The sequence below is a fragment of the Neisseria sp. P0006.S004 genome (assembly GCF_051963015.1).
Lineage (GTDB): Bacteria > Pseudomonadota > Gammaproteobacteria > Burkholderiales > Neisseriaceae > Neisseria.
On sequence record NZ_JBQCUS010000002.1, the window covers coordinates 363,840 to 389,103 of the forward strand.

Annotated in this window: 20 protein-coding genes; 11 read left to right on the plus strand and 9 right to left on the minus strand. The window is 49.5% G+C overall.

Annotated elements, in window-relative coordinates; all coding sequences use genetic code 11:
• Positions 1-49: 49 nt before the first annotated feature.
• From carB to carA, 4 genes are all read right to left on the minus strand, one after another.
• Positions 50-3,265 (minus strand): carbamoyl-phosphate synthase large subunit, encoded by a 3,216-nt coding sequence (gene carB, locus ACTHR2_RS04760; RefSeq protein WP_440375418.1) that lies wholly within the window; start codon positions 3,263-3,265, stop codon positions 50-52.
• A gap of 22 nt (positions 3,266-3,287) precedes the next feature.
• On the minus strand, positions 3,288-3,848 hold the full coding sequence (locus ACTHR2_RS04765) for a hypothetical protein (protein WP_263340425.1): 561 nt from the start codon (positions 3,846-3,848) through the stop codon (positions 3,288-3,290).
• A 303-nt stretch (positions 3,849-4,151) separates the two neighbouring features.
• Positions 4,152-4,409: a SemiSWEET family transporter gene (locus ACTHR2_RS04770; protein ID WP_016687622.1), complete on the minus strand. Its 258-nt coding sequence runs from the start codon at positions 4,407-4,409 to the stop codon at positions 4,152-4,154.
• A gap of 140 nt (positions 4,410-4,549) precedes the next feature.
• The gene (gene carA / locus ACTHR2_RS04775) at positions 4,550-5,680 is read right to left on the minus strand and encodes a glutamine-hydrolyzing carbamoyl-phosphate synthase small subunit (RefSeq protein ID WP_263340433.1); all 1,131 of its coding nucleotides are present in this window, start codon (positions 5,678-5,680) and stop codon (positions 4,550-4,552) included.
• A gap of 501 nt (positions 5,681-6,181) precedes the next feature.
• Between carA and pilC the strand changes: the two genes are divergently transcribed.
• Positions 6,182-9,637, plus strand: coding sequence for a PilC family type IV pilus tip adhesin (gene pilC, locus ACTHR2_RS04780; RefSeq protein WP_263340436.1), 3,456 nt, complete (start codon positions 6,182-6,184; stop codon positions 9,635-9,637).
• A gap of 276 nt (positions 9,638-9,913) precedes the next feature.
• Here the strand turns inward: pilC and ACTHR2_RS04785 are convergent, their stop codons facing one another.
• The 3 genes from ACTHR2_RS04785 to tal form a co-directional block, all read right to left on the minus strand.
• Positions 9,914-10,648 carry a LytR/AlgR family response regulator transcription factor gene (locus tag ACTHR2_RS04785; RefSeq protein ID WP_070608482.1) on the minus strand — a complete coding sequence of 245 codons (735 nt, stop codon included), beginning with the start codon at positions 10,646-10,648 and terminating at the stop codon, positions 9,914-9,916.
• A 238-nt stretch (positions 10,649-10,886) separates the two neighbouring features.
• The gene (gene gluQRS, locus ACTHR2_RS04790) at positions 10,887-11,774 is read right to left on the minus strand and encodes a tRNA glutamyl-Q(34) synthetase GluQRS (protein WP_263340441.1); all 888 of its coding nucleotides are present in this window, start codon (positions 11,772-11,774) and stop codon (positions 10,887-10,889) included.
• Between the two features lie 152 nt (positions 11,775-11,926).
• The gene (tal, locus tag ACTHR2_RS04795) at positions 11,927-12,982 is read right to left on the minus strand and encodes a transaldolase (RefSeq protein WP_263340444.1); all 1,056 of its coding nucleotides are present in this window, start codon (positions 12,980-12,982) and stop codon (positions 11,927-11,929) included.
• A gap of 134 nt (positions 12,983-13,116) precedes the next feature.
• Between tal and ACTHR2_RS04800 the strand changes: the two genes are divergently transcribed.
• From ACTHR2_RS04800 to hpf, 8 genes are all read left to right on the plus strand, one after another.
• Entirely contained in the window at positions 13,117-14,091 is a 975-nt protein-coding gene (locus tag ACTHR2_RS04800; protein ID WP_263340447.1) for a KpsF/GutQ family sugar-phosphate isomerase, read from the plus strand.
• Between the two features lie 66 nt (positions 14,092-14,157).
• Complete coding sequence (locus ACTHR2_RS04805) at positions 14,158-14,694, plus strand: KdsC family phosphatase (RefSeq protein ID WP_003686818.1); 537 nt, start codon at positions 14,158-14,160, stop codon at positions 14,692-14,694.
• Complete coding sequence (lptC, locus tag ACTHR2_RS04810; RefSeq protein ID WP_263340456.1) at positions 14,691-15,272, plus strand: LPS export ABC transporter periplasmic protein LptC; 582 nt, start codon at positions 14,691-14,693, stop codon at positions 15,270-15,272. The genes ACTHR2_RS04805 and lptC overlap by 4 nt, the downstream gene beginning before the upstream one ends.
• Positions 15,253-15,783: a lipopolysaccharide transport periplasmic protein LptA gene (lptA, locus tag ACTHR2_RS04815; RefSeq protein ID WP_063069322.1), complete on the plus strand. Its 531-nt coding sequence runs from the start codon at positions 15,253-15,255 to the stop codon at positions 15,781-15,783. Before lptC ends, lptA begins: the two co-directional genes overlap by 20 nt.
• A gap of 70 nt (positions 15,784-15,853) precedes the next feature.
• Positions 15,854-16,588: an LPS export ABC transporter ATP-binding protein gene (gene lptB / locus ACTHR2_RS04820; protein WP_003679854.1), complete on the plus strand. Its 735-nt coding sequence runs from the start codon at positions 15,854-15,856 to the stop codon at positions 16,586-16,588.
• Between the two features lie 27 nt (positions 16,589-16,615).
• Positions 16,616-17,251, plus strand: coding sequence for an energy transducer TonB (locus ACTHR2_RS04825; RefSeq protein WP_440375419.1), 636 nt, complete (start codon positions 16,616-16,618; stop codon positions 17,249-17,251).
• 158 nt (positions 17,252-17,409) lie between these two features.
• Positions 17,410-18,765 carry an RNA polymerase factor sigma-54 gene (rpoN, locus tag ACTHR2_RS04830; protein WP_440375420.1) on the plus strand — a complete coding sequence of 452 codons (1,356 nt, stop codon included), beginning with the start codon at positions 17,410-17,412 and terminating at the stop codon, positions 18,763-18,765.
• 49 nt (positions 18,766-18,814) lie between these two features.
• The gene (gene hpf / locus ACTHR2_RS04835; protein ID WP_004518850.1) at positions 18,815-19,129 is read left to right on the plus strand and encodes a ribosome hibernation-promoting factor, HPF/YfiA family; all 315 of its coding nucleotides are present in this window, start codon (positions 18,815-18,817) and stop codon (positions 19,127-19,129) included.
• A 73-nt stretch (positions 19,130-19,202) separates the two neighbouring features.
• On the opposite strand, the gene ACTHR2_RS04840 is transcribed toward hpf, so the two are convergent.
• Together ACTHR2_RS04840 and pgi are read right to left on the minus strand one after the other, a co-directional pair.
• Positions 19,203-20,453 carry an AmpG family muropeptide MFS transporter gene (locus ACTHR2_RS04840; RefSeq protein WP_191620593.1) on the minus strand — a complete coding sequence of 417 codons (1,251 nt, stop codon included), beginning with the start codon at positions 20,451-20,453 and terminating at the stop codon, positions 19,203-19,205.
• A 233-nt stretch (positions 20,454-20,686) separates the two neighbouring features.
• Positions 20,687-22,327, minus strand: a complete 1,641-nt coding sequence (pgi, locus tag ACTHR2_RS04845; protein ID WP_049344513.1) for a glucose-6-phosphate isomerase — start codon at positions 22,325-22,327, stop codon at positions 20,687-20,689.
• A gap of 258 nt (positions 22,328-22,585) precedes the next feature.
• Between pgi and ACTHR2_RS04850 the strand changes: the two genes are divergently transcribed.
• Together ACTHR2_RS04850 and ACTHR2_RS04855 are read left to right on the plus strand one after the other, a co-directional pair.
• A complete protein-coding gene (locus tag ACTHR2_RS04850; protein ID WP_049344511.1) occupies positions 22,586-23,629 on the plus strand; it encodes a LacI family DNA-binding transcriptional regulator in 1,044 nt (347 codons plus the stop codon).
• 194 nt (positions 23,630-23,823) lie between these two features.
• Positions 23,824-25,146 carry an MFS transporter gene (locus ACTHR2_RS04855; RefSeq protein WP_049344509.1) on the plus strand — a complete coding sequence of 441 codons (1,323 nt, stop codon included), beginning with the start codon at positions 23,824-23,826 and terminating at the stop codon, positions 25,144-25,146.
• Positions 25,147-25,264: the final 118 nt, after the last annotated feature.

The window sequence follows — 25,264 nt, forward strand, 5'->3', positions numbered from 1 at the left end:
CAATCAGGTTTCAGACGGCCTTTTAACTATTTAAATCCGATAGGATTGATTAGGCTTTGTTTTTCAGACGGCCATGCAATTCCTGTACGCTGTACACGCCCAAGTGTTCGCGGCTTTTTGCGCCTTCGCTCATGGCTTCGCCGCCGGCGATGGTGGTGTATTGCGGTACGCGTTGGGTGAGGGAGGTACGGCGGATGCTGTGGCTGTCGGTAACAGATTGCACTGTACTGCCGACGGTGTTGACCACCAGTGCGATTTCGCCGTTTTTAATGGCGTCCACGATGTGTGGGCGGCCTTCCTGCACTTTGTTGACCGCTTGCACGATGATGCCGTGTTCTTTCAAGTATTCGGCAGTACCGCGAGTGGCGCAGACACCGTAGCCGAGTGCTTGGAAGTTTTGTGCGGTTTTGACGATGAGCGGTTTGTCTTCGTCGCGTACGGCGAGGAACACTTTGCCTGTTGTGCTCAAGCGTTCGCCTGCGCCGAGTTGGGCTTTGAAGTATGCTTCGCCGAAGCTTGCGCCTACGCCCATGACTTCGCCGGTAGAGCGCATTTCAGGGCCGAGAATGGTGTCCACACCCGGGAATTTGATGAATGGGAACACGGCTTCTTTAACGGCGTAGAAGTCCGGGATGACTTCTTTTTCTACGCCTTGCTCTTTCAGAGAAATGCCCGCCATCACGCGTGCGCCGACTTTGGCGAGCGGTACGCCGGTGGCTTTGGATACGAACGGTACGGTACGGCTGGCGCGTGGGTTCACTTCCAGTACGAAGACCACGCCGTCTTGTACGGCAAACTGTACGTTCATCAAGCCGACCACGCCCAGTGCGTATGCCATGGCTTTGGTTTGACGGCGGATTTCGTCTTGAATTTCTTCGTCTAATGAGTATGGAGGCAATGAACAGCCGGAGTCGCCGGAGTGGATACCTGCTTGTTCGACGTGTTGCATGATGCCGCCGATAACGACATCTTGGCCGTCTGAAACGCAGTCTACGTCCACTTCGATGGCGTTGTTCAAAAAGAAGTCGAGCAATACAGGGCTGTCTTCGGAAACTTGTACGGCTTCGCGCATGTATTTTTGCAACTCTTCGGCTGAGTGAACAATCTGCATGGCGCGGCCGCCGAGTACGTAAGAAGGACGGACAACCAACGGATAACCGATTTCTTCGGCTTTAACGAGGGCTTCTTCTTCGTTGTGGGCGATGCGGTTGGGCGGTTGGCGCAAACCTAAGTCGTTCAACACTTTTTGGAAGCGTTCGCGGTCTTCGGCGGCGTCGATGCTGTCGGCAGATGTGCCGATGATGTTCACGCCGTTTGCCACCAAGGCATTGGCCAGTTTGAGCGGAGTTTGGCCGCCGTAATGAACAATCACGCCCCATGGGTTTTCGGTGCGGACGATTTCCAATACGTCTTCCAATGTCAGCGGCTCGAAGTACAGGCGGTCGCTGGTGTCGAAGTCGGTGGACACGGTTTCGGGGTTGCAGTTGACCATGATGGTTTCAAAGCCGGATTCGCGCAGGGCGAGTGCGGCATGAACGCAGCAGTAGTCAAATTCAATACCTTGGCCGATACGGTTTGGACCGCCGCCGAGAATCATCACTTTTTTACGGTCGGAAGGACGGGATTCGCATTCTTCTTCGTAAGTGGAGTAGAGGTAGGCGGTTTCGGTAGCAAACTCGGCGGCGCAGGTGTCAACGCGTTTATAAACCGGGTGCAGTTTCAGCGCGTAGCGGTGTTCGCGGACTTCTTTTTCGCTTACGTTCAACAATTGTGCCAAACGTTTGTCAGAGAAGCCTTTGCGTTTCAGACGGCGTAAAGCGGCATAATCCAAATCTTGCAACTGGCCGTCTGAAACCGATTTTTCTTCTTTCACCAAGTCTTCGATTTGTGCCAAGAACCAAGGGTCGATGGTGCAGATTTCGTGGATTTCTTCCAGTGTGAAGCCTGCGCGGAACGCATCGGCTACAAACAGCATACGCTCAGGGCCCGGGTTCGCCAGTTCGCGGCGGATTTCCGCTTTGTCTTCGCTGCGAGGGTTGAAGCCGCACAAGCCGGTTTCCAAACCGCGCAAGGCTTTTTGGAAGCTTTCTTGAATGGTACGGCCCATTGCCATTACTTCGCCCACAGATTTCATCTGCGTGGTCAGGCGGTCGTCTGCGGCAGGGAATTTTTCAAAGGCGAAACGTGGAATTTTGGTCACGACATAGTCGATGGAAGGCTCGAATGATGCAGGAGTGCGACCGCCGGTAATGTCGTTGCGCAACTCGTCCAGCGTAAAGCCGACAGCCAGTTTGGCCGCTACTTTGGCAATCGGGAAGCCCGTTGCTTTAGATGCCAACGCAGAAGAACGGCTTACGCGTGGGTTCATCTCAATGACAATCATCTCGCCGTTTTCAGGGTTCACCGCAAACTGAACGTTTGAACCGCCAGTATCCACGCCGATTTCGCGCAACACTGCCAACGAAGCATTACGCATGATTTGGTATTCTTTGTCGGTCAATGTTTGTGCAGGCGCAACAGTGATGGAGTCGCCGGTATGCACGCCCATCGGGTCGAAGTTTTCAATCGAGCAGATAATGATGCAGTTGTCGTTTTTATCGCGCACCACTTCCATCTCGTATTCTTTCCAGCCGAGAACGGACTGCTCAATCAGCAATTCATGCGTAGGCGACGCATCAAAACCACGTTCGCAAATCGCCAAAAACTCATCTTTGTTGTAGGCAATACCGCCGCCCGAACCGCCCATCGTGAAAGAAGGACGAATCAGGGTAGGGAAGCCGACCTGTTCTTGCGCTGCCAAAGCTTCGTTCATGGTGTGGCAGACAAAAGATTTCGGGCAAGACAAACCGATTTTTTCCATCGCTTCTTTAAAGCGGCCGCGGTCTTCCGCCTTGTCAATCGCGTCTTCGGTCGCGCCAATCAGCTCGACGTTGTATTTCGCCAATACGCCGTTACGCGCCAAATCCAGCGCACAGTTCAGCGCGGTCTGGCCGCCCATTGTGGGCAGAATCGCATCAGGACGCTCTTTGGCAATAATTTTTTCCACCGTCTGCCACATAATCGGCTCGATGTAGGTAACATCCGCCATTTCAGGGTCGGTCATGATCGTGGCGGGGTTGGAGTTTACCAAAATGACTTTATAGCCTTCTTCACGCAAGGCTTTGCAGGCCTGTGCGCCCGAATAGTCAAATTCGCAGGCCTGACCGATAACGATAGGGCCGGCGCCGATGATAAGGATGGATTTTAGGTCGGTACGTTTGGGCATGGGGAGGGTCTTTCTTTGAAAATTATTGGCAATTGATTTGATTTAACTGTGCTACAAGTTGTTCTTGCTGGACTTGTCGTTCATTTCGGTCTTGTTCGGTAAGTCTATGCATAACGAATCCTTTTGCAAATCCGGATTGGAGTTCTTCTCTTATAGTGTCTAATTGTTGTTGTAAGTGCTGTTGTCTTTGTAAACATGCACTTTTGGTTTGCAATTGAGATGAAAGTTTTATATTTTCATCGTTTATTCTTTGGTTTTGATCTGATTTTTGAGCATAATCTTGCTGGCAGCGATTCAACTCTTCTTTTCGTACATAATCTTTCTGTATCGAGTTTTCTAATCCTGTTTTTTGTGCTTCGCAAGTGGCAAGGCTTTCTCTTAGAGTTGATTTTTCTTCTTCCAGTTTGCTTTTTTCTTCCTTTAAGTCTGTTATTTGTTTATTAAGTATTTCTTTGTTGTCTTGATATAAACCTTCTCGTACTAGCCATGTTCCAGGAATACCGAGACATAATCCAAGTATAGCCCCAACAAATATTTCTTTTTTTGCCCACTTGCTAGCTTCTTCATGTGAAATTCCTGTCATAAATTATCCTAACTTATCAAAAATGAACAATAAAGCAAGCCGTAGCCCACATGTAGGGCGTGTGCGGTACGCACGCACGCGCGCTCCCCATTTTCCCTGCAACTCCAACCCACCGCGTGCGTGCCTGGCGGCACACACCCTACCGATGGATTCAAAGGTCGTCTGAAAAAACGCTCGCGGCGTTTGTTCCATCTGCCTTTCGATAAAAAGCTACCTGAAAAATTCCTACCGTTGATATTTTGGTGACTCTTTTTCAGACAACCTTTTGCGTTTTTATTTTGCACAGGCTGTCTGAAAACTTCCTTAAAAACTAGTGATAAATGTAATCAAGCCCAAAATGATACCGGGGGCGTTTGCCAGCATGACGGGGTAGTCGCGTTTTTCTTTTAAAAAGCCGTAGGCAACCCATAATGTGCAGTTGATGGCGGCGACGAGGGGTTGCAGCGGCGAGCCGGGGTTGCCGGCAAGGTTGTTTTGGATTTGTGGGATATAGGAAACGTACATACCGACGGCGGTCAGGGTGGCTACGACGGAAAGAATGCGCATTTGCTTTTCTGTCATGGGTTTTCCTTTCTGATTCGAGGGTTGGGTTTCAGACTGTGTAGATGTTGAGAGAGTGTGTGCCTGAATTTATATTTTTGAAGTTTGGTTTTCAGACGGCCTGTTGTTGAGTTGAGTGTGGCCGTCTGAAAAAATCAGTTTTATTGTTTTGCTGCTTTGATATTGTCAATAAATTTGTCAAACAGATAGCCGACATCTTGCGGACCCGGGCTGGCTTCAGGGTGGCCTTGGAAGCAGAACACGGGTTTGTCTGTCAGCTCGATGCCTTGCAAGGTGTTGTCAAACAAGGATTTGTGGGTAATGCGTGCGTTGGCAGGCAAAGTGTCGGCATCGACGGCAAAACCGTGGTTTTGGCTGGTAATGACGACTTTGCCGCTGTCCAAATCTTGTACCGGGTGGTTGGCACCGTGATGGCTGAAGCGCATTTTCAGGGTTTTTGCGCCGATAGCGAGGCTGATCAGCTGGTGTCCCAAACAAATGCCGAAAATTGGTTTGCCGCTTTCCATCAGTTTTTGTACGGCTTTGATGGCGTAGTCGCAAGGCTCGGGGTCGCCGGGGCCGTTGGACAGAAAAACGCCGTCAGGATTGAGTGCCAACACGTCTTCCGCGCTGGTTTGCGCCGGAACGACGGTCAGGCGGCAGCCGCGTGAGGCGAGCATGCGCAGGATGTTGGTTTTGACGCCGAAATCGTAGGCGACGACGTGGTAAGGCTGTTCGGAAGGGGTAACGAAACCTTTGCCCAATTCCCATTCGCCTTCGGTCCATTCGTAAGTTTCTGTGCAGGAAACTTCTTTTGCCAAGTCTTTGCCGACCATGCTGCCGAATGCGGCAATCAGTTCTTGTGCTTTTTCAACGGTGGCATCTGTACCGGTCAAGATTGCACCGCCTTGCGAGCCTTTTTTACGCAACAGGGTGGTCAGACGGCGGGTATCGATATCGGCGATGGCGACGGTTTGGTTGCGTACCAAATAGTCGTGCAGGCTTTCGGATGCGCGGAAGTTGCTGTGCAAGAGCGGTAGGTCGCGGATAATCAAACCGGCGGCGTAAACGCTGCGGCTTTCTTCATCTTCGGCGTTGGTTCCGGTATTGCCGATGTGGGGGTAGGTGAGGGTAACGATTTGTTTGCAGTAGGAAGGGTCGGTCAGGATTTCTTGATAGCCGGTCATGGAAGTGTTGAACACGACTTCGCCGGAAGTCGAACCTTCGTAACCGATTGATGTGCCGTGAAATACGCTGCCGTCAGCGAGAACGAGAAGAGCCGGAGTGGTCATGATGGAATCCTGTTTGCCTGATGATGGTCGGTTCGAAAAAAAATGGGTCAGGCCGTCTGAAAAATAAAAATTGTTTACAAAAAAGACAGCCTTCGGAAATCTCGGCTAAAAAAAAACACGCTCCGCAGCTTTGATTTTGCTGTGTAACGTGCTTTTTCAGACATAGCGGTCTATGCCGTAGAAGCAGTGTATTTTAAGTCAAAGTAATAGGAATTTCAAGCGTAGAGCAAATAATCGATAATTTAAAAACGTTTTATCTTTACGGTACAGTCCCTTGCTTTTGGAATGCTTGATGAATAAAGTTGAACTAAATATTCAGTCAGACCGTCTGAAAACTGAGTAGGTAGATTGTTTCATTTTTGTTGTGTTTGAAATGCAGGTGTAGGGAAATTCAGCCGAATCAAACATGAAACAGGCTGTTTATGCTAGAATCGTAACCTTATAAAAAATAAAAACAACGTCATTTTTAGCTGAGATTATCCGATGAAAAAAGAACACATTATGCAAAACGCTCCATCAGGCCGCCATCGCCTTATTCATGCAAGCGTTGCTTCCGCTTTAGCGCTTATCAGCTTTTCCGTTCAGGCAAATACGCAGCAATTTGCCCAAACTCCTTTTTACCTGCAAAACAAAACCGACGTCAGCGGTCAACCCAAAGTCAAACACAATATTATGTTTTTGATTGATGACTCGGGCAGTATGTTGGCTGATGCAAAGGGTGATTATGATGTTCCGAATAAAGACAAGAAGATCAATATTGCAAAATCTGCATTAAAGCAGGTTTTGCGTGAATATAAAGATCAGTTTAACTGGGGTTTGCAGACTTTACACAATAATCCTCGGTATTGGGTATGGGATGAGTCGAAGAAGAGTGACCATAATAAATTTCCATATTCAGAACTCAGCACGCCTAATGATGCAAAAGGTGATATGAAGGATTCTGAGGGCTTTACGGATGGTTCTGCCGGTCGAAACTGGGAATATGTCAGTAAAAAAGTAGACGAGATGTTGGCTTATCAAGGTACGCCGACAACGCGCCGTTATTATGAAGTCGTCAAAAATTTCGTCATCCCCAATATCAAATACCGTTGCCAGAAGTCCTATGTTGTTGTGATGTCGGATGGTGATGCCAATATGAGTTGTAGCAATCAGGATGCCGGTGAGGATCCTCGCTTATCGCGCAATACTAGCTTCAACTACGATCGAGATTATTACTATTCAAATTACTACCGCGCCATCGAACATAGCGCGGATACACCTGCATACCAATATTTTGGGCCGTCAGCAGCGAAGGCTTATGACGATAAATATGGAAAAGGTGAATTTTTCAACGATGGCCGTGGCTTTAGTGGATATTTTGACCTGCCACTTTATCAATATGATGCCCATATCCCACCGCATGAAAAAAAAGTGATGTGCCAATATACCGATTATAAATTCGGGTATAGCAATTATTATCGTAGGAATATGTGGATAGGTAGTGGCGAAATCATTGTTCCTATTTGGGATAGAAACTATGGTAATGAGAAACGCGGTATGCGTTTCTTCAGTCAGACTTTGGCGGAAAAAGATATTAAAACTGCGGCAAAAGATGGTGTAGATGCTGCAGGTAAAAGCTGGGATGGTGATCCAAGCGATCCTAAAGGTGCGGATTATAGTAAGCAATTGGTTCAGACTTTTACTGTGGGCTTTGGTGAGGGAATCTCTAAAGTCGGGAGAGAGTATCTGGAAAAGGGTGCCAGTCGCCCAGACTGGTATTTTAATGCCGCAAAACCTGAAAAGTTGCTCGATGCTTTCAAAACCATCGTCGATAATATTGAAAATGACAGCAAGAATACGAAATTTGAAGGAGTATCCTCTACTGCGCCGGCAACGACCAGTATGGGGATTCCCGATATGGCGGCAACGGTTCATTTAAATACCGGCTCTTGGAGCAGTCAGTTGCGGTTTTATAAATTAAACCGCGATGGTACGCCTATCAATACGACCGAGTTTGTTCAGCCATCATTTAATAACCGCCTCACTTTGGTTAATGATGGCAGTAAGACCTATTTTATCGATAGAGTTGCAGATAATGAGGCTTCAAATGCCGATTTTGGCATTTCAGACGGCAGTGCGAAAGATAAGTTGGAATGGAAAAATGCATTGCTGAAATGGACTGGCCGAGTAGGTAGTGATGAAACCATCAAAGCGGATGCAGAGGCAAAAGGTTATAACCAGTCTTATCGCATCCGTCCAACTGATCCAGCTGACGCAAGTAAAGATGAGCGCAATTTGGGCGATATTTTGGACGGTTCGGTTGCTTCGATTGGCGATAAGCGCGACAACCGTCAAGAGTTTTTGGTCGCTGCTGCCAATGACGGCATGGTACATATTTTCCGTAATGGTACGCCTAGCAATCCTTATGACTTGAAACTCAGCTATATTCCGGCAGGCATGGAGCGTGAGGACGATCAAGGTCAAGCGACAACTTTGGGCAAGGTTCTGAAGGATGTCGCTCGCGATGGCTACGGCTCCAGCACGCCGCATCGCTATATGGTCAATGGTGGCTTTGTTCTCCGCCAAACGCCTGATAAGCAAACCTTTATGTTTGGAGCGATGGGTCAAGGTGGACGCGGTGCGTATGCGTTGAATATTGGTGCAGTGGCGAACAGTGATCGTAGTGGTTGGAATAAGACTGTACCTTTGTTTGAAACAGAAAAAGGCTCTGGTAATAAGCTGGGTTATACCATTGGTTCGACACAAATCGGCCGTGTTTCCATCAAACGCGATACCACTCCGGTCAATCTGGAATCGAATGTGCGTTATGCGGGCTTCTTGGCTAGCGGCTATCGCACTGAAGATGTGAATAGTGCCGACAATGAAACAGCTTTGTATGTCTATGATATGACAGGGAAAGAAGCTGGTACGCAAGATACCGGTAAAAATGTTTCCAGTGCCGGTAATCTCTTGGCTAAAATTCCTGCGCCGAATGGCAAAGGCGGCCTCTCTACCCCCACTTTGGTAGACACCGATTTTGACGGTATTGTCGATATTGCTTATGCAGGCGACCGTTACGGCAATATGTTCCGCTTTGACTTGAGTGGTGAAACTCCGTCCAAATGGTCTGCGCAAATGATTTTCCAAGGATCGGGTAATCAACCGATTACGTCTGCGCCTGCGGTATCACGCCGCAGTAAAGATAAGTATGTCATAATTTTTGGTACGGGTAGCGAGATTTATCAGAATGAATTGACCAATACCAATGGCCAAATTAATGCCGTTTACGGTATTTACGACGATGTGTCTACTGATGAATCCAAAAAAGCGGTTTTGGCAAACAGCAGTGAGTTGGAACAGCAAACCAGAGAAAGTGACGGCGAACACATTTATGTCAGCGACAATAAGGTAGGCAAAGACAAAAAAGGCTGGAGTCTGACTTTAGATCCGAATGAACGTGTGACTGTCAAACCGACGATGATTTTGCGTACAGCCGTTGTAACCATTCGTAAGTATGAAACCAAAACAATTCATACTGACTCTTCCAGTACCGATGTTTGTTTGCCGGACAGTACATCCACACAAACGACAGCGAAAACGATTATTATGGGCGTAAATGCTGAAAACGGCGGTCGTTTGGGCTTGCGTGATGCGCGTATCTCCAGCAAGGATCGTACATTTATCAAACGTGAAAATAATGGTCAGATTTATTACGCCAACGGTATGACTTTTGATGGCGTTATCAACTTTACTTATATGAATTCCAGCAAAGCTGACGATTCTCCGGTAACTGCCGATGGCGATAGCGGAGGCACGGGTACGGATAAGGAGTTGAACGCTACGCCGAGCGTACCAAACAATAAATGTTTTGCAACCAAAGGCGATCGCAGTCTCTTGTCTAACCAGCTGGTCAGCCTGGAAGTACAAGGCCGTACATGCGGACTCAAACGCATCAGCTGGCGTGAATTGTTCTTTTAATCGGTAAGGCTTGAATATCGAGGCCGTCTGAATGTTTCAGACGGCCTTTTCTGTTGAGTGGTAGTAATTGAGAGATACTGGATTAAAAAATGGAAAACTTTGTTTATGGATGTAACAAGGTTTGATCAAATTGAGAGTTTGGATAAAGCTAAATGACAAGCTCTGGTCCGTTTCTTTTTCTGCTTTCTGTCATTGGACTGAGAAGTTAAAAGGCCGTCTGAAAATATCTTTTCAGACGGCCTTTGATTTAAAAAGAGCCAGTCAAGGAGTGCATTGTTAGATGCTGTTTTTAATGATTTTCCGCAGGGTGGACAGTTGTCGGCGGCTGACGGGTAGCGGGGTCGGAATATCAAGAATTTTGGCACCCCATGTGGATGCGTATTCGTCGTTTTCGTTGTCGTCCAGTCGAATCAGACTGTCGAGGGTATGGCGGAAGACGAGGGCATTGCGGTGGATGCGGATGACTTTGTCGCCAAGCAATTCTTCCCAGTAAACCAAGGTCTTCGGTAATTCGTAGCTGTGGCCGTCGCCGGTAAACAGATAGACGGTTTTGTGTTCCGCCATCAGGTAACGCGCCTGTTGCCATGGAATTTCAACCATGCGTTCGCGGTTGTACACTTTGAAATGGGTGAAACTGTCTGCTTTTTCGCGGTTTTTCTCGATGATGCGGTCAAGCGCGGTTTGCAGGCGGGTCATTTTTATCGGTTTGAGCAGATAGTCTGCGGCAGCCAGCTCAAACGCGCGCAGAGCGTGTTCTTCGTAGGCTGTGGTAAATACAATTTCCGGCTGGCGTTTGGCGGTACGCTTAATGCGTTCGACAAACTCGAGACCGTCGATTTCCGGCATGCCGATGTCGGCAAAGACGATGTCGACTTCGTGGACACTCAGCCACTCCAATGCTGGCATGGCATGGTGAAAGACGTTGAGCAGTACGACATTGCACTCTTCCAATAATACACGTAAGCGTTCTGCTGCTAATACTTCGTCTTCTACAATAATGGCACTTGGCATAGCGGTATTCTTTTTGTTGTATCGTGGGAGATCTGCCGCGCTTTGTCATCCTCAATAACGCGTCAGCCGTATGTTGTTACAACCTTGAAATTATCAGTTTGTGACAATTTTAGGAAATTTTTGAAATATACATGATTTTTCGCTTCTTGGGCATGGTTTGGGATGAATCGGAAGATTACTTACATAATTTTATGAAATATTGTAATACCTAGAGTAATTTTGTTGTAATTGCGCTAATTCAGTCCGTGATAATGGACGATTTTGGGATTTTGTCCATTTGCCAGTGTGCTACCGCCCAATCGAGCAATTCTTGAGGATGGTTCACGGTAGGTGCATCGGGCAGGTTGAGGTAGGTTAGGACTTGGCGTAGGAGTTGTTCTTTTTGATTCAAATCCAAAGCTGGGGCAAGGGTTTGTTTCGACCATTTTTGCCCTTGGCTGTTGGTTAGTAGGGGAAGGTGGGCGTAGGCTGGTGTGGGAACGCCGAGGCATTGTTGCAGATAGATTTGGCGCGGCGTGGAAACAAGCAAATCTTGACCGCGGACAATATGGGTTATTCCTTGATCGGCATCGTCGGCAACCACGGCAAGCTGATATGCCCAATAGCCGTCGGCACGAAGCAGGACGAAATCGCCGATGTCGTGTGCCAGATTTTGTGCGTAATGTCCGACAATGCCGTCTGAAAAACCGATCACGCGATCGGGCACTTGAATGCGCCATGCCGGCGTTTTGTTTTGCGTATCGGGTCTTTGCTGAGGATTGCGGCAACGGCCGTTATATACAAATCCGTCTGCGCCATGTGTTGCCGCCGCCTGCCAGTCTTTGCGGCTGCAATAGCAGGGATACACCAGCCCGGCTGCTTTGAGGCGGTCGAGGGTGTCTTGATATAGGTCGTAACGGCGGCTTTGATAGGCGACTTCGCCGTCCCACTCAAAGCCAAAAGCTTCAAGCGTGTGCAAAATGTCGGCAGCGGCGCCGGGCATTTCGCGCGGGGGGTCAAGATCTTCAATGCGGACCAGCCATTTTCCCTGATGAGCGCGCGCGTCGGCATAGGAGGCGACGGCGGTCAGTAGGGAGCCGATATGAAGCAGGCCGGTAGGGCTGGGTGCGAAACGTCCTATATACATGGCAGGGTGGTTTTGTAGGGCAGGGGCAGTATGCCTGCACGGTATTCAAATCGTGATAGAAAAGGGCGTGCCGTACACGCCCGAATTTGGGTTTCAGACGGCCTGAGACTTTTCAAAATGATTTAAGTGTCTCGACCGTCCGTTCAATCCGCTTAAGCCAAGGGAGTAAGCAGTTTGGCGAAAGCGTCTTCAAATTGTTTCAAACCGTCTTCCTGCAAACGAGTTGCCAAAGTTTCGACATCAATGCCGAGTTTGGCGGTTTCGGCAAGCTGTGCTTGGGCTTCATCCACACCTTCGGTCAAAGTGGCTTTGGCGGTGCCGTGGTCGATAAAGGCTTTGAGTGTGGCATCGGGAACGGTGTTGACGGTATGGGCGCCAATCAGGCTGTCAACGTACAACGTGTCAGGATAGGCAGGGTTTTTCACGCCGGTAGATGCCCACAGAAGTTGTACGCGGTTGGCACCTTTTTCGGCAAGTGAGGCAAATTCGCTGCTGCCGAAGTATTGCTCCCAATCTTGATAGGCGGCTTTGGCCAGCGCAATGGCGACTTTGCCTTTGAGGTGTTCGGGCAGGGTGGCGTCCAATGCGGCATCGACACGGGAAATAAAGAAACTGGCGACAACTTGGATATGGGAAACGTCGTGTCCTGCTTCCAAGCGTTTGGCAATGCCGCGCGCGTAGGCCGCATAGGCTTTGAGGGTTTGGGTGCGGGAGAAAAGCAGGGTCAGGTTGACGCTGATGCCGTCTGAAACAAGGGTTTCGAGTGCTTCGATGCCTTCGTCGGTTGCCGGTACTTTAATCATGGCATTTTTACGGCCGATAGCGGCATGCAGGCGGCGCGCTTCTTCAACCGTACCTTGCGCGTCTTTGGACAATTCAGGCGAAACTTCGAGGCTGACGAAGCCGGTTTTGCCGCCGGTGGATTCGTGTTCGGCAAGACATACGTCGCAAGCGGCTTGCACATCGGCAACCGCCATGGTTTCGTAGCGTTGTTTCGGGGTCAGGTCTTGCTGTTTGAGCGCGGCTACTTCATCGGCGTACAGGGCGTCTCCGGCAAAGGCTTTTTGGAAAATGGCAGGATTGGAAGTTACGCCACACACACCTTGTTTCAGCATTTCTGCCAATTCGCCGCTTTGTACCAGCGAACGGGAGAGATTGTCCAACCAGATTTGTTGTCCTAATGCTTTAACGTCCGATAAAATAGTCATCTCTGATTCCTTTTACATAATAGGTTTGTTTGTGAAGTGGCGGTAATGCTACGCCGATTCGATGAATTTGAACAGTTTACAGCCGATTAATTTGGGCAAAACAAACCTAAATTCAAGCACGAAAGGTGGCTTTGATGGCGGAAAACACACTTTATCTCGACTGGGCGCGCGATGTATTGGATACGGAAGCCGAAGGTTTGCGTGAAATTGCGGCGGCTTTGAACCATGATTTTGTCCGTGCGGCGGAAGCGTTGTTGCACTGCAAGGGCAGGGTCGTCATTACCGGCATGGGTAAGTCCGGACACATCGGCCGTAAAATGGCGGCAACCATGGCTTCGACAGGCACGCCTGCGTTTTTCGTCCATCCTGCCGAAGCGGCACACGGCGATTTGGGCATGATTGTGGACCACGATGTCGTGGTTGCCATTTCCAATTCCGGCGAAAGCGATGAAATTGCAGCGATTATTCCGGCGTTGAAACGTAAAAACATCACGCTTATTTGTATCACTGCCCATCCGACTTCGACCATGGCGCGTCATGCCGATATCCATATTACCGCGGCGGTTTCCAAAGAAGCTTGTCCGCTCGGCCTTGCACCGACTTCCAGTACGACCGCCGTGATGGCCTTGGGCGATGCGCTGGCGGTGGTATTGCTGCAGGCGCGAGCGTTTACGCCGGATGATTTTGCTTTGAGCCATCCGGCCGGAAGCTTGGGCAAACGCCTGTTACTGCGCGTGGCGGATATCATGCACAAAGACGAAGCCCTGCCAGCCGTTTTGTTGGGCACGCCGTTGAAAGAGGCCATTGTCCGCATGAGTGAAAAAGGCTTGGGCATGTTGGCGGTAACCGATGCCGAAGGCCGTCTGAAAGGCGTATTTACCGATGGCGATTTGCGCCGTCTGTTTCAAGAACGCGACAGCTTTGCCGGTTTGAAAGTGGACGACATTATGCACGCCTCTCCGAAAACCATCTCCGCCGACCGTCTTGCCACTGAAGCCTTGAAAGCCATGCAGAGCGGCCATGTGAACGGTTTGCTGGTGGTCAAAGAAAACGGCGTGCTGATTGGCGCGCTGAACATGCATGATTTATTGATGGCACGAATTGTCTGAATCGACGGTAAAAACGTTTTCAGACGGCCTTATGCTAGAATAGGCCGTCTGAAATAAGGAAACCTTATGCAAAACCTCTCTTCCGACCTGCAACAACGCGCTTTAGGTATCAAACTGCTGATACTGGATGTAGACGGCGTTTTGACCGACGGCCGCATTTTTATCCGCGACAACGGCGAAGAAATCAAATCGTTCCACACTTTGGACGGACACGGTTTGAAAATGCTTCAGGCCAGCGGTGTGCAAACTGCAATTATTACCGGCCGCGATGCGCCTTCCGTCGGTATCCGCGTGAAGCAGCTCGGTATCAACTATTACTTCAAAGGCATTCACGACAAACGTGCCGCCTACGCCCAATTACGCGAACAGGCCGGTGTGGAGGAGCATGAGTGCGCCTTTGTCGGCGATGATGTTGTCGATTTGCCCGTGATGGTGCGTTGCGGATTGGCGGTCGCCGTCCCTGAAGCGCATTGGTTTACTTTGCAATACGCCCATTATGTAACCCGACGTTCCGGCGGCGCAGGCGCGGTGCGTGAAGTGTGCGATTTGATTATGCAGGCGCAAGGTACGCTTGAACCTGCTTTGAAAGAGTATGTACGATGAAAATCAGATGGCGTTACGGAATCGCTTTTCCGCTGGTGTTGGCCGTTTCACTCGGCGCACTGGCGGCGTGGCTCGGCCGCATCAGCGAAGTGCAGGTCGAAGAAGTCGTCCTCAATCCGAATGAGCCGCAATATTCGATGAAAGGCATCAACGGCAAACGTTTTGACCAAGAAGGCCGTCTGAAAGAAAACCTGAGCGCGGTCGATGCCGTTCAATATCCGAATAGCGCGGATGTGCATTTGAACAAACCGCATCTTTCGTTTTACCGCGACGGCAGCCTGCTGTACGAAGTCGGCAGCGACAAGGCCGCGTACAATATTCAAAACAAAAAAGTCGTTTTTGAACAGAATGTTGTCTTAAACAAAGCGGCAGATGCCAAGCGTTTGGCCGGCATCGTCAAAACCGAACGCTTGAATGTCGATACCGAGGCGCAATACGCCCATACCGACAGCCCTGTTACTTTCCAATACGGACAGTCTAGCGGTCAGGCAAACGGCATGACTTATGATCACAAAACCGGTTTGCTGAATTTCCCTTCCAAAGTGAAAGCCACAATTTATGATACAAAAAATTTGTAAAACCTTAGCTCTTGTTGCCGTTTTTGCCGCCAGCCCGGCCTTTGCCCTGCAAAGCGACAGCAAGCAGCCGATTCAAATCGAAGCCGACCAAGGCTCGCTTGACCAAAACAACCAAAGCACCACCTTTTCCGGCAACGTCATCATCAAACAAGGCACGCTCAATATCCGTGCCGGCAGCGTAACCGTTTCGCGCAACGACAAAAGCGAGCAGTTGATGAAAGCCACCGGTTCGCCCGTCAAATTCAGCCAAGAGTTGGACGGCGGCAAAGGCGTGGTCAACGGCCAAGCCAATACTGTAACGTATTCTTCCGCAGCCAACCTGGTTACCCTGACCGGCAATGCCAAAGTACAGCGCGGCGGCGATGTGGCCGAAGGTGCGGTCATTACCTACAACACCAAAACCGAGGTTTACACCATCAACGGCAGCGCCAAATCCGGTGTGAAATCCGCCGCCAAATCCGGCCGAGTCAGCGTTGTCATCCAGCCGTCCAGCACGCAGAAAAACAAATAAGAAAACACACAAAAAGGCCGTCTGAAAAAGGTTCAGACGGCCTGAGGTCAATATCGAAAGTCAACAGAATATGAGCGCAAACAACAGCCGTCTTGTGGTTCAAAACCTGCAAAAAAGTTTCAAAAAACGCCAAGTCGTCAAAAGCTTCTCCCTTGAAATCGAAAGCGGCGAAGTCATCGGCCTGCTCGGCCCCAACGGCGCAGGTAAGACCACCAGCTTTTACATGATTGTCGGCCTGATTGCCGCCGATGCAGGCAGCGTGATGCTGGACGGACAAGAATTGCGCCACCTGCCCATTCACGAGCGCGCCCGCCTCGGCGTCGGCTATCTGCCGCAGGAAGCCTCGATTTTCCGCAAAATGACTGTGGAACAAAATATCCGCGCTATTTTGGAAATCAGCATGAAGGACAAAAGCCGCATCGATGCCGAACTGGAAAAACTGTTGGCCGATTTGAACATCGAACGCCTGCGCAACAACCCTGCTCCGTCCTTGTCCGGTGGCGAACGCCGCCGTGTCGAAATCGCACGCGTGCTGGCCATGCAGCCGCGTTTCATTTTGTTGGACGAACCTTTTGCCGGCGTTGACCCGATTGCCGTCATCGATATTCAGAAAATCATCGAGTTCCTCAAATCACGCGGTATCGGCGTATTGATTACCGACCACAACGTGCGCGAAACCCTCAGTATCTGCGACCGTGCCTACATCATCAGCGACGGTACGGTATTGGCTTCAGGCAAGCCGGATGATTTGGTCAACAATGAACAAGTCCGTTCGGTTTACTTGGGTGAAAATTTCAAATATTGAGTTTAGGCCGTCTGAAAAGGTGCATCTGTGTTGAAACGAATTTTTTTGTCTTCCTTTGCCGTTTTGGCAGCTACCACTGTGCATGCCATGCCCGAACAGTCATGGCAGGATATGGGTGTGCGCCAAGGCGTGATAGATAAAAATGGCAAGCCGATAACCGGTATCGTAACGGCGACAGCTATCGTGGATAAAGAAGGTAAGCTGGGAAAAAGCCTCCATTGGGAAGTGGATGCGCTGGAATTGTTGAAACTTGCTCAAGAAGTAGGTTTGCCAAAACAAGTCGAGCCTTATAAAGAGTGTACTTATAATCAGAAAACCCAACAAACGGATTGTAAGACACTGGAAAGCCTTAAAAAATTCAGATTCTTTTATACTGTGCCAAATGGATTCAAAGAAGAGATAAAGACGAAACCTGTCCAAGTTGCTTCCCCACCTTATCCACAGCTTTCTACAGAGAATGGCGAGGAAGGGACTGTGGTATTAAATGTCTTTATCAATATAGATGGCAAAGCATTTGTATGGGTAAAAAAGAGCAGTGGATACTCGCGTTTAGATGCTGCAGGACGAAAAGCGGTTTTGCAGACAAAATTTCAACCCGCTACCTATCGCGGGAAGCCTGTTGCCATGTTTTTTACTCGACGTATTGCGTTTATTTTAAATTAGAAAATATCTCTACTGTCGAATAATTCATTTATCGGTTGATAAAAGAATAATATATTGAAATAATCATCCAATATATAAACAATATATCCGATACTTTCAGACGGCCCATCAGATACAGGCCGTCTGAAATCCATAAAGCACATTTACTATCAAACATTATGTCTTCACTCGTCCTTAAACTCAAACAGACCCAGCAGCTCAACCAGCGGCTGCAGCAGTCTTTGCGCATCTTGCAGATGTCGGGTCTTGAGCTTGAGCGCGAAGTGGAAGACTGGTTGTCAGACAATCCTCTGCTTGAGCGTCCGGAAACCGATGAGTTTGCCGATAGCGGGCTCAACCGTGCGGTAACCATGCCGCGCGCAGGTCAGCAGTTGAGTGGCGACGATGCCGAAGATATTTGGAGCAACATCGCCGAAGAAGAGGATTTCAAACACTATTTGCATGCCCAAGTGTGCGAGCATCCGCTCTCGCAAGTGGAAGCGGCCTATGTTCACGTCTTGATTGATTTTTTGGACGAACAAGGCTACCTCACCGACAGCCTCGAAGAAATTATCGACCACACGCCGTTGGAATGGATGCTGGACGAAGAAGCCCTGCAAAACGCGCTGGATGTATTGCAAACCTTTGAGCCGCCCGGCGTGGCGGCGGCGGATTTGACCGAGTCGCTTATGTTGCAATTAATGCGTTTGCCGGCTTCTCCTGCCCGACAAATGGCCGCGCATTTGGTGCAAAGTTCGCTTCAAGACTTAGGCAAAAACCGCAAACAAAACGTTCTGCGTTTCCGCAAACTTTATCCCGATACCGACAGCAAAACCATAGAAGCCGCGCTCGATATGATTGCCGGGCTCAATCCCTATCCAGCCTACGGCTTCGCCTCTGCCACGCCTACGCCTTATATTCAGCCTGACGTTTGGGTCAAAGAGGGCAAGGACGGCTGGGAAGTCATCAGCAACGAAGCGGCTTGGCCGAAGCTGCAGCTCAATCAGGAATATTGCGACCTGATGAAATCAGAGGAAGAGGGCGCACCGGAGTGGAAGGAAAAAATCAACGAAGCCAAGCAGCGCATTGATTCTTTGGAGCTGCGTAAAAGCACTGTCCTCCGCCTTGCCGAGTATATCGTCAAAAATCAGGAAGATTTTTTCATCTTCGGAGAAATCGGCCTGTCTCCCATGCTGATGAAAGATGCCGCCGCCGAATTGGGTTTGGCGGAAAGTACCATCTCGCGTGCCGCCAATCAGAAATATTTGTCTTGCCCGCGCGGCCTGTTTGCGTTACGCTATTTCTTCACACAGGCAGTCAATGCCGATGATGATGGCGAAGGGTTCAGCCAAGGCGCAATCAAAGCCGTATTGAGCCAGTTGATTGAAAGTGAAGACAGCAGCAAACCCTATTCGGACGAGACCCTCGTCAAATTATTAAAACAACGCGGCATTGAAATTGCCAGACGTACAGTTGCTAAATATAGAGAATCATTAGACATCCCACCGGCACACAAACGAAAATTTACCGAGTAGATATATTCCGATCCGTTTTGACGGACTAACCAACCGAAGGAGCTGTATCATGAATCTGAAAATCACCGGTCTGAATTTTGATGTTACCGAAGCCATCAAAAACTACGTTTCCGACAAGTTGGCACGAATCAGTCGCCACGCCGACAACATCATTTCCGTGACCATCACGCTCTCGGTGGAAAAAGTCAGCCAGAAAGCCGAAGCCGATGTGCATTTGGCAGGCAAAGATTTGCACGTTGAAGCGATTGAACAGGATATGTATGCCGCGATTGATGTTTTGATGGACAAACTCGACCGCGCTGTTTTGAAACATAAAGAAAAAAGCGGCGATGTCCGCAGTACTGTCAAACCTGCTGCCGAATAAAGTTTTTGTATGATAAAGGCCGTCTGAATATTCAGACGGCCTTTTGTTTTGCTAGATGTTTTAGACTGGCAATCTAGTTACTCACTTTTTCACCATTCCACGGTGCCACTTTAAACAGCAGCAACATGCCCGGTATGCCCAAAGCGAAACACAGCCAGTAGAAATTGAAGTAGCCCATCGCTTCAATCAGATAGCCTGCCGAAGCATTGATAAATGTACGTGGAACGGCTGACAGGCTGGTAAAGAGGGCTAATTGTGTGGCCGTAAATGCAGGATTGGTTTCACGAGCCATGTAGGCAACAAACGCCGCTGTACCCAGACCTACGCCCGCTGCTTCTGCCCCAATCACGGCCGCAAGCATCATTTGCTCTGTCAGTGTGATGGTTTCAAACTTGCCAAAATTTGCCAACCAAGCAAAGCCTAGAATAGTAACCCATTGCGCCACGCCGAAAATCCACAAAGCTCTATTGATACCGAGCTTTATCATCCAAATACCGCCTACAATACCGGCAATGACAGCAGGCCATAAACCGGCATTTTTGGCGATGAGGCCGATGTCGGTTTTGCTGAAGCCTATGTCCAGATAAAAAGGTGTAGCCAAAGAAGTGGCCATGCTGTCGCCCAGTTTGTAGAGAAAGATAAACAGCAATACCAATATGGCCTGTTTGATTCCTTTGCGGGAGAAGAACTCACTGAAAGGGTCAGAGACTGTTTGGGCAAATGTACGCGACACAGATGGTGGAATGTCAGGCTCTTTAGCTAAAAACAAGGTCATCAGCAGACCGGGCAGCATAAATAGTGCAGTAATGATGAATACGTTGTGCCAAGGCATCAAGTCGGCCAAAATCAAGCTGAGCGATCCGGGTACCAAAGCGGCGATACGGTAGGCGTTGACGTGGATAGAGTTGCCTAAGCCTAATTCTTCATCTGACAAAATTTCGCGGCGAAATGCATCCAATACAATATCTTGGCTGGCAGAGAAAAAAGCGACCACCAACGATAAGCCCATAATTACATATAAATGCTGAGCAGGATTTAGGAAGGCATAAATGAGCAAGGTCAGCAGCAAACCAATTTGCGTAACCAGCATCCAACCGCGTCGCCGTCCTAAAAAAGGTAATCTGACCAAATCAATGACGGGAGACCAGATAAATTTCCAAGTGAAAGGCAGCCCGATAAGTGCCATCAGGCCGATGGTTTTCAAATCGACATGTTCGCTGCGCAACCATGCCGGAATCAGGTTGATCAGAAAATAAAGCGGCAACCCCGAAGTGAAGCCTGTGAAAATGCAGATCAGCATTTTGCGCGAGAAAATTCGCTGCATAGTGCTGGTTTGGGGTGCGTTGGTCATAGTGGAATCAATAAAAAAGAAAAGGGATATTGTAGCAAAGATGGGGGATATGGCGAATGAACTTCTGCTATCTTTATTGAATAATAAAAGGCCGTCTGAAACTTTGACAAATTAAGTTTCAGACGGCCTTTTGTTGGAACAAGCCGATAGGTTTTTGAAATGTCCGTAAGACAGGCAGATATGTTTGTTTTACGGATATTTTATTTTCAGACGGCCTTCGATGCTGCGTTGCAGTTGCGGTAGAAGGCAATCAGACCGTTGGTGGAGCTGTCGTGTGCCGGGGTGCCGCGTTCGAGTTCGGGTTCGATGGTTTTGGCCAGCTCTTTACCGTATTCCACGCCCCATTGGTCGAAGGGGTTGATACGCCAAATTACGCCCTGAACGAAGGTGCGGTGTTCGTAGGCTGCCATCAGCATGCCGAGGTTGAAAGGTGTCAGGCTGTCGATGAGCAAGCTGTTACTCGGACGGTTGCCGGGGAATTCTTTTTGCGGCGCAAGACGGTCGCGTTCGTCTTGGGGCAGTGCGGCCAATTCGACTTGTACTTCGTCTAAGGTCTTGCCTTTCATCAGCGCTTCGGCTTGGGCGAAGGCATTGGCAACAGTAAAGCGGTGTTGGCGGTGGTTGCCGTAGATTGTGGTCATGGGGACGATGAAATCAACGGGAATCAGACGCGTACCTTGGTGCAGAAGCTGGAAGTAGGCATGTTGGCAGTTGACGCCTTCATCGCCGAAGACAATGCCGCCGGTGGTGCAGGAAACGGGTTGGCCGTCTGAAGTACGCTGTTTGCCGAGGCTTTCCATATCGAGCTGGTTGAGCCATGGGGTAAAGAGGCGCATATTGTGGCTGTATGGGACAACGGTTTGGCCGTCTGAATGTTGGAAGTTGTTGTACCAAACATTGATGAGTGCCATCAGGACGGGAATGTTGCGGCGGAATGGGGCCTCGAAGAAATGGGTGTCCATCGCGTGTGCACCGGCCAGCATTTTGCGGAATGCTTTTTCGCCGACTGCAACCATCAGCGGCAGGCCGATAGGCGACCAGACGGAATAGCGGCCGCCGACCCAGTCGGACATAGCAAAGACTTTGTCGGGGGAGATACCGAAATTTTGGGCTACGGCCACATCGGCGGAAATGGCGCAGAAGTGGCGGTAGATGCCGGAATCAGGCAAACCTGCATCACGGTACCAAGTACGCGCCGCATAGGCATTGAGCAGGGTTTCCGGTGTGCGGAATGATTTACTGGCAATGCTGAATACGGTGGTTTCGGGGTTGAGACCGAGAAGGGTTTGGGTCAGGTCGGCATCATCGGAGTTGCTGACAAAGTGGACGCGGATGTTCTGCCAATAGGGTTGCAGCGCCTGTGTGGCCATGCGCGGGCCTAAATCGGAGCCGCCGATGCCGATGTGAACCAGGTCGGTAATCGGTTTGCCGGTAATGCCTGCGTGGGTGCCGTCTAAAAGTTGGCGTGCGAACTCGAGTGCGCGGTTGAGTTCGTGATGAACATTGGGCACGATGTTTTCGCCGTCAACGTAAACAGGTTTGGCATTGGCAGGCAGGCGCAGAGCAGTGTGGAGAACGGCGCGGTGTTCGCTGGTGTTGATTTTTTCACCGCTGCTCATGGCCTGCATATATTGTGGCAAATCGGCTGCTTCGGCCAGTTGGCACAATAAATCAAGGGTATTTTCATCCAGACGGTTTTTGCTGTAATCAAATAACAAACCGTGCAGAATTTCGTGCATATTGTTGAAACGTTCGGCATCTGCAGCGAAACGTTCGCGCAGGGTAACGTGTTGCGTATCGGCATGATGGGCTTCCAAGGCCTGCCATGCGTCTGAGTATGCGGTCATCTCGTTTCCTTAGTATGTAACGGTAAAATAAGCAGGATAGATAGGTATTTCCTGCTTTTTTGTAGTGGCTTGTAGTTTAACAAATTTGAACAGGTTTTGGGAGGTGGCGGGGGTGTTTTTGTTTAAGAAATGTATGCAAAATGAAAAAGAAATGATTGATTATCATCAAGTTTCTGTAAAAAAAAGGGGTATGACACCGATGTCTGCTGTGTTATCCTATGTAACATTATTGAAATCTTGTCGGGACGGGTCCGTAAGATGGCTACAATTTATGATGTCGCTGCTTATGCCGGGGTATCTCCCAAGACGGTCAGCCGGGTGATTAACGGCGATGCGCCGGTCAGTGATAAAACCCGTTCTAAAGTAGAAACAGCGATTGCTGCTTTGGGCTATATCCCGTCTTCTGCGGCGCGGATTATGCGGTCACACCGTTCCGGCTTGGTCGGTCTGATTACCGGCGCCATTTCGCGGACAGGCGAGAATACGGGCGGACACGGCATACCGGATATGTTCTTGATTAAGGGCATTCAGCAGCAGATTCGTGCACAAGGCAAGATTTTGATGATTGCCGACATCGACAACAAGCCAGGGCAGCCCGGTCAGATGGAGCCGCTGATCCGTACCTTTATGGAGCATCGTGCCGAGGGGATTTTATATGTGGCCGGTTTCCATCAGGAAGTATTGCTGCCGGAAGTGCCCAACCGTTGCCCGATGGTGTTGGTCAACTGTTTCGATTTGGCAGGTACGCCGTCGGTTTTGCCGGACGATGAAGCAGGGCAGTATGGCTTGGTGCGCCGGATTATCCAAAGCGGACACAAACGGATTGCTTATGTGACTTTGCAGCCGGGCGTAGAAGCAACGAGATTGAGATTGGCCGGATACCGCCGGGCTTTGGCGGATGCGGATATTGTCTTCGATCCTGATTTGGTGCAAACTGGTTATCCTGACTTCAGCAATGACAGCGGATCTTTGATTTCGGCTATTTTGAAACTGTTGTCTTTGACGCTTCCGCCGACGGTCATTTGCTGCGGTAACGATGAAATGGCAGTACGCGTGTACGGGATTTTGAGGACGCGCGGCGTGCGGGTTCCCGAGCAAGTTTCGGTTGCCGGCTATGATAACCACAGCGCGATTGCGGAGACGCTGTTTCCGCCGTTGACCAGTACCGAGCTGCCTTATCTGCGCATGGGCGCGATGGCGGCGGATTTGCTGTTTCAATACATTGAACACCCGACCGGCTCGGTTCAGTCAGTCAAGGTCGTTGGGGAAACCATCTGGCGTCAGTCTGTGATTAATAAATAGTTTCAGACGGCCTGAAAATAAGCTTTAAACAACGCAAACACACATCAAAATAAGATTATGTAAACGGTCAAAATAAAGGCCGTCTGAAAACAGGATTGCCTCATTAAAAAGGCGGCCCAATACAATAAAAGCGTCATACCGCTGAAATTGGAGTTTGTTGTTTCCATAGTTTATTATCCAGGAGTAGCCTTACTATGAAAATCTCCCCACAAGTGGCGATGACACTTCGCCAGATTATGCTGATGAACTTCGGTTTCTTCGGTATTCAATATAGCTTCGGGTTGCAGCAAACTGCGATTAACCCGATTTTCAGCTTTCTTCATGCCGATCCGAGCCAATTGCCGATTTTGAATATGGCAGGCCCGATTACCGGTTTGCTGGTGCAGCCGATGATTGGTGCGATGAGTGACCGCACTTGGGTGCCCGGATTGGGCCGCCGCCGTCCGTATTTCTTGATTGGCGCCATTGGTTGCAGTCTCTGTCTCTTTATCTATCCGCACGTTACCGCCTTGTGGGTGGCCGTATTGCTGCTGTGGCTCTTGGACATCAGTAATAATACTGCAATGGAACCTTTCCGTGCCTTCATTGCCGATACCGTTCCTGAACACCAGCAATCCACCGGTTTCTTGATGCAGTCTGTGTTTACCGGCTTGGGCATTACCCTGGCCAACGTTTCCCTCTATATCTTCCAACAAATCGGCTGGTTGCAACAAACTTCCGAAGCAGGCATTCCGTATTGGGTATTCGGTTCGTTTTATATTGGTGCGGTCTGCTCCATCGGTTCGGTTTTGATTACCGTTTTATCAACGGCCGAACGCGAGCCCAGCCCTGAAGAAATGGCGGCCATTAAAGCCCAGCCGAGCGGTCCGGCCCATGCTGTTAAAGATATTGTCGTTGCCGTGCGCGAAATGCCGACTGCCCTGTGGCAACTGGCCTTGGTGTATCTCTTCCAATGGTACGCGCTCTTCATCTACTGGCAATATATTTCCCACAGTATCGTCCAATCCGTCTGGGATTCGACCGTTGAAAATACCGAAGCGTATAGTCAAGCGGTTGCATGGACCGGCCTGGTAAACGGTTTTTACAACGTGATAACCTTTATCTCCGCCTTTGGCCTGATGTGGATGGCGCGCAAATACGCCGCCAAATATGTTCACGCCTTTGCCGTAACCCTTGCCGCACTAGCCTTGCTCACCATTCCGCACATCGGCAACAAATACCTGATGTTTGCGCCGATGATTGGTTTCGGTGTCGGTTGGGCAAGTATGATGGGCGTGCCGTTTATGATTGTGGTCGGTTCTATTCCGAAAGAACGTTACGGCGTGTACATGGGTATTGTGAACATGATGATTGTGATTCCAATGCTGATTGAAACCGTATCTTTCGGCTGGGTGTACAGAACTTTCTTGGGTTCAAACCCTGCCAACGCGATGACTTTTGCCGGTGTTTCCCTGGCCATTGCCGCAGCGGTGACCTTAACCATTAAAACTGCGGCCAAACCGGCTACTGCAGAATAACGAAGTTTTGATTTAAAACCAAAATGAAAAGGCCGTCTGAAACATGAAAGGGTTTCAGACGGCCTTTTTTGTCGAAACGGATTCCATTTGCTGACCTGATTCGGAAAGCCTTATTGTC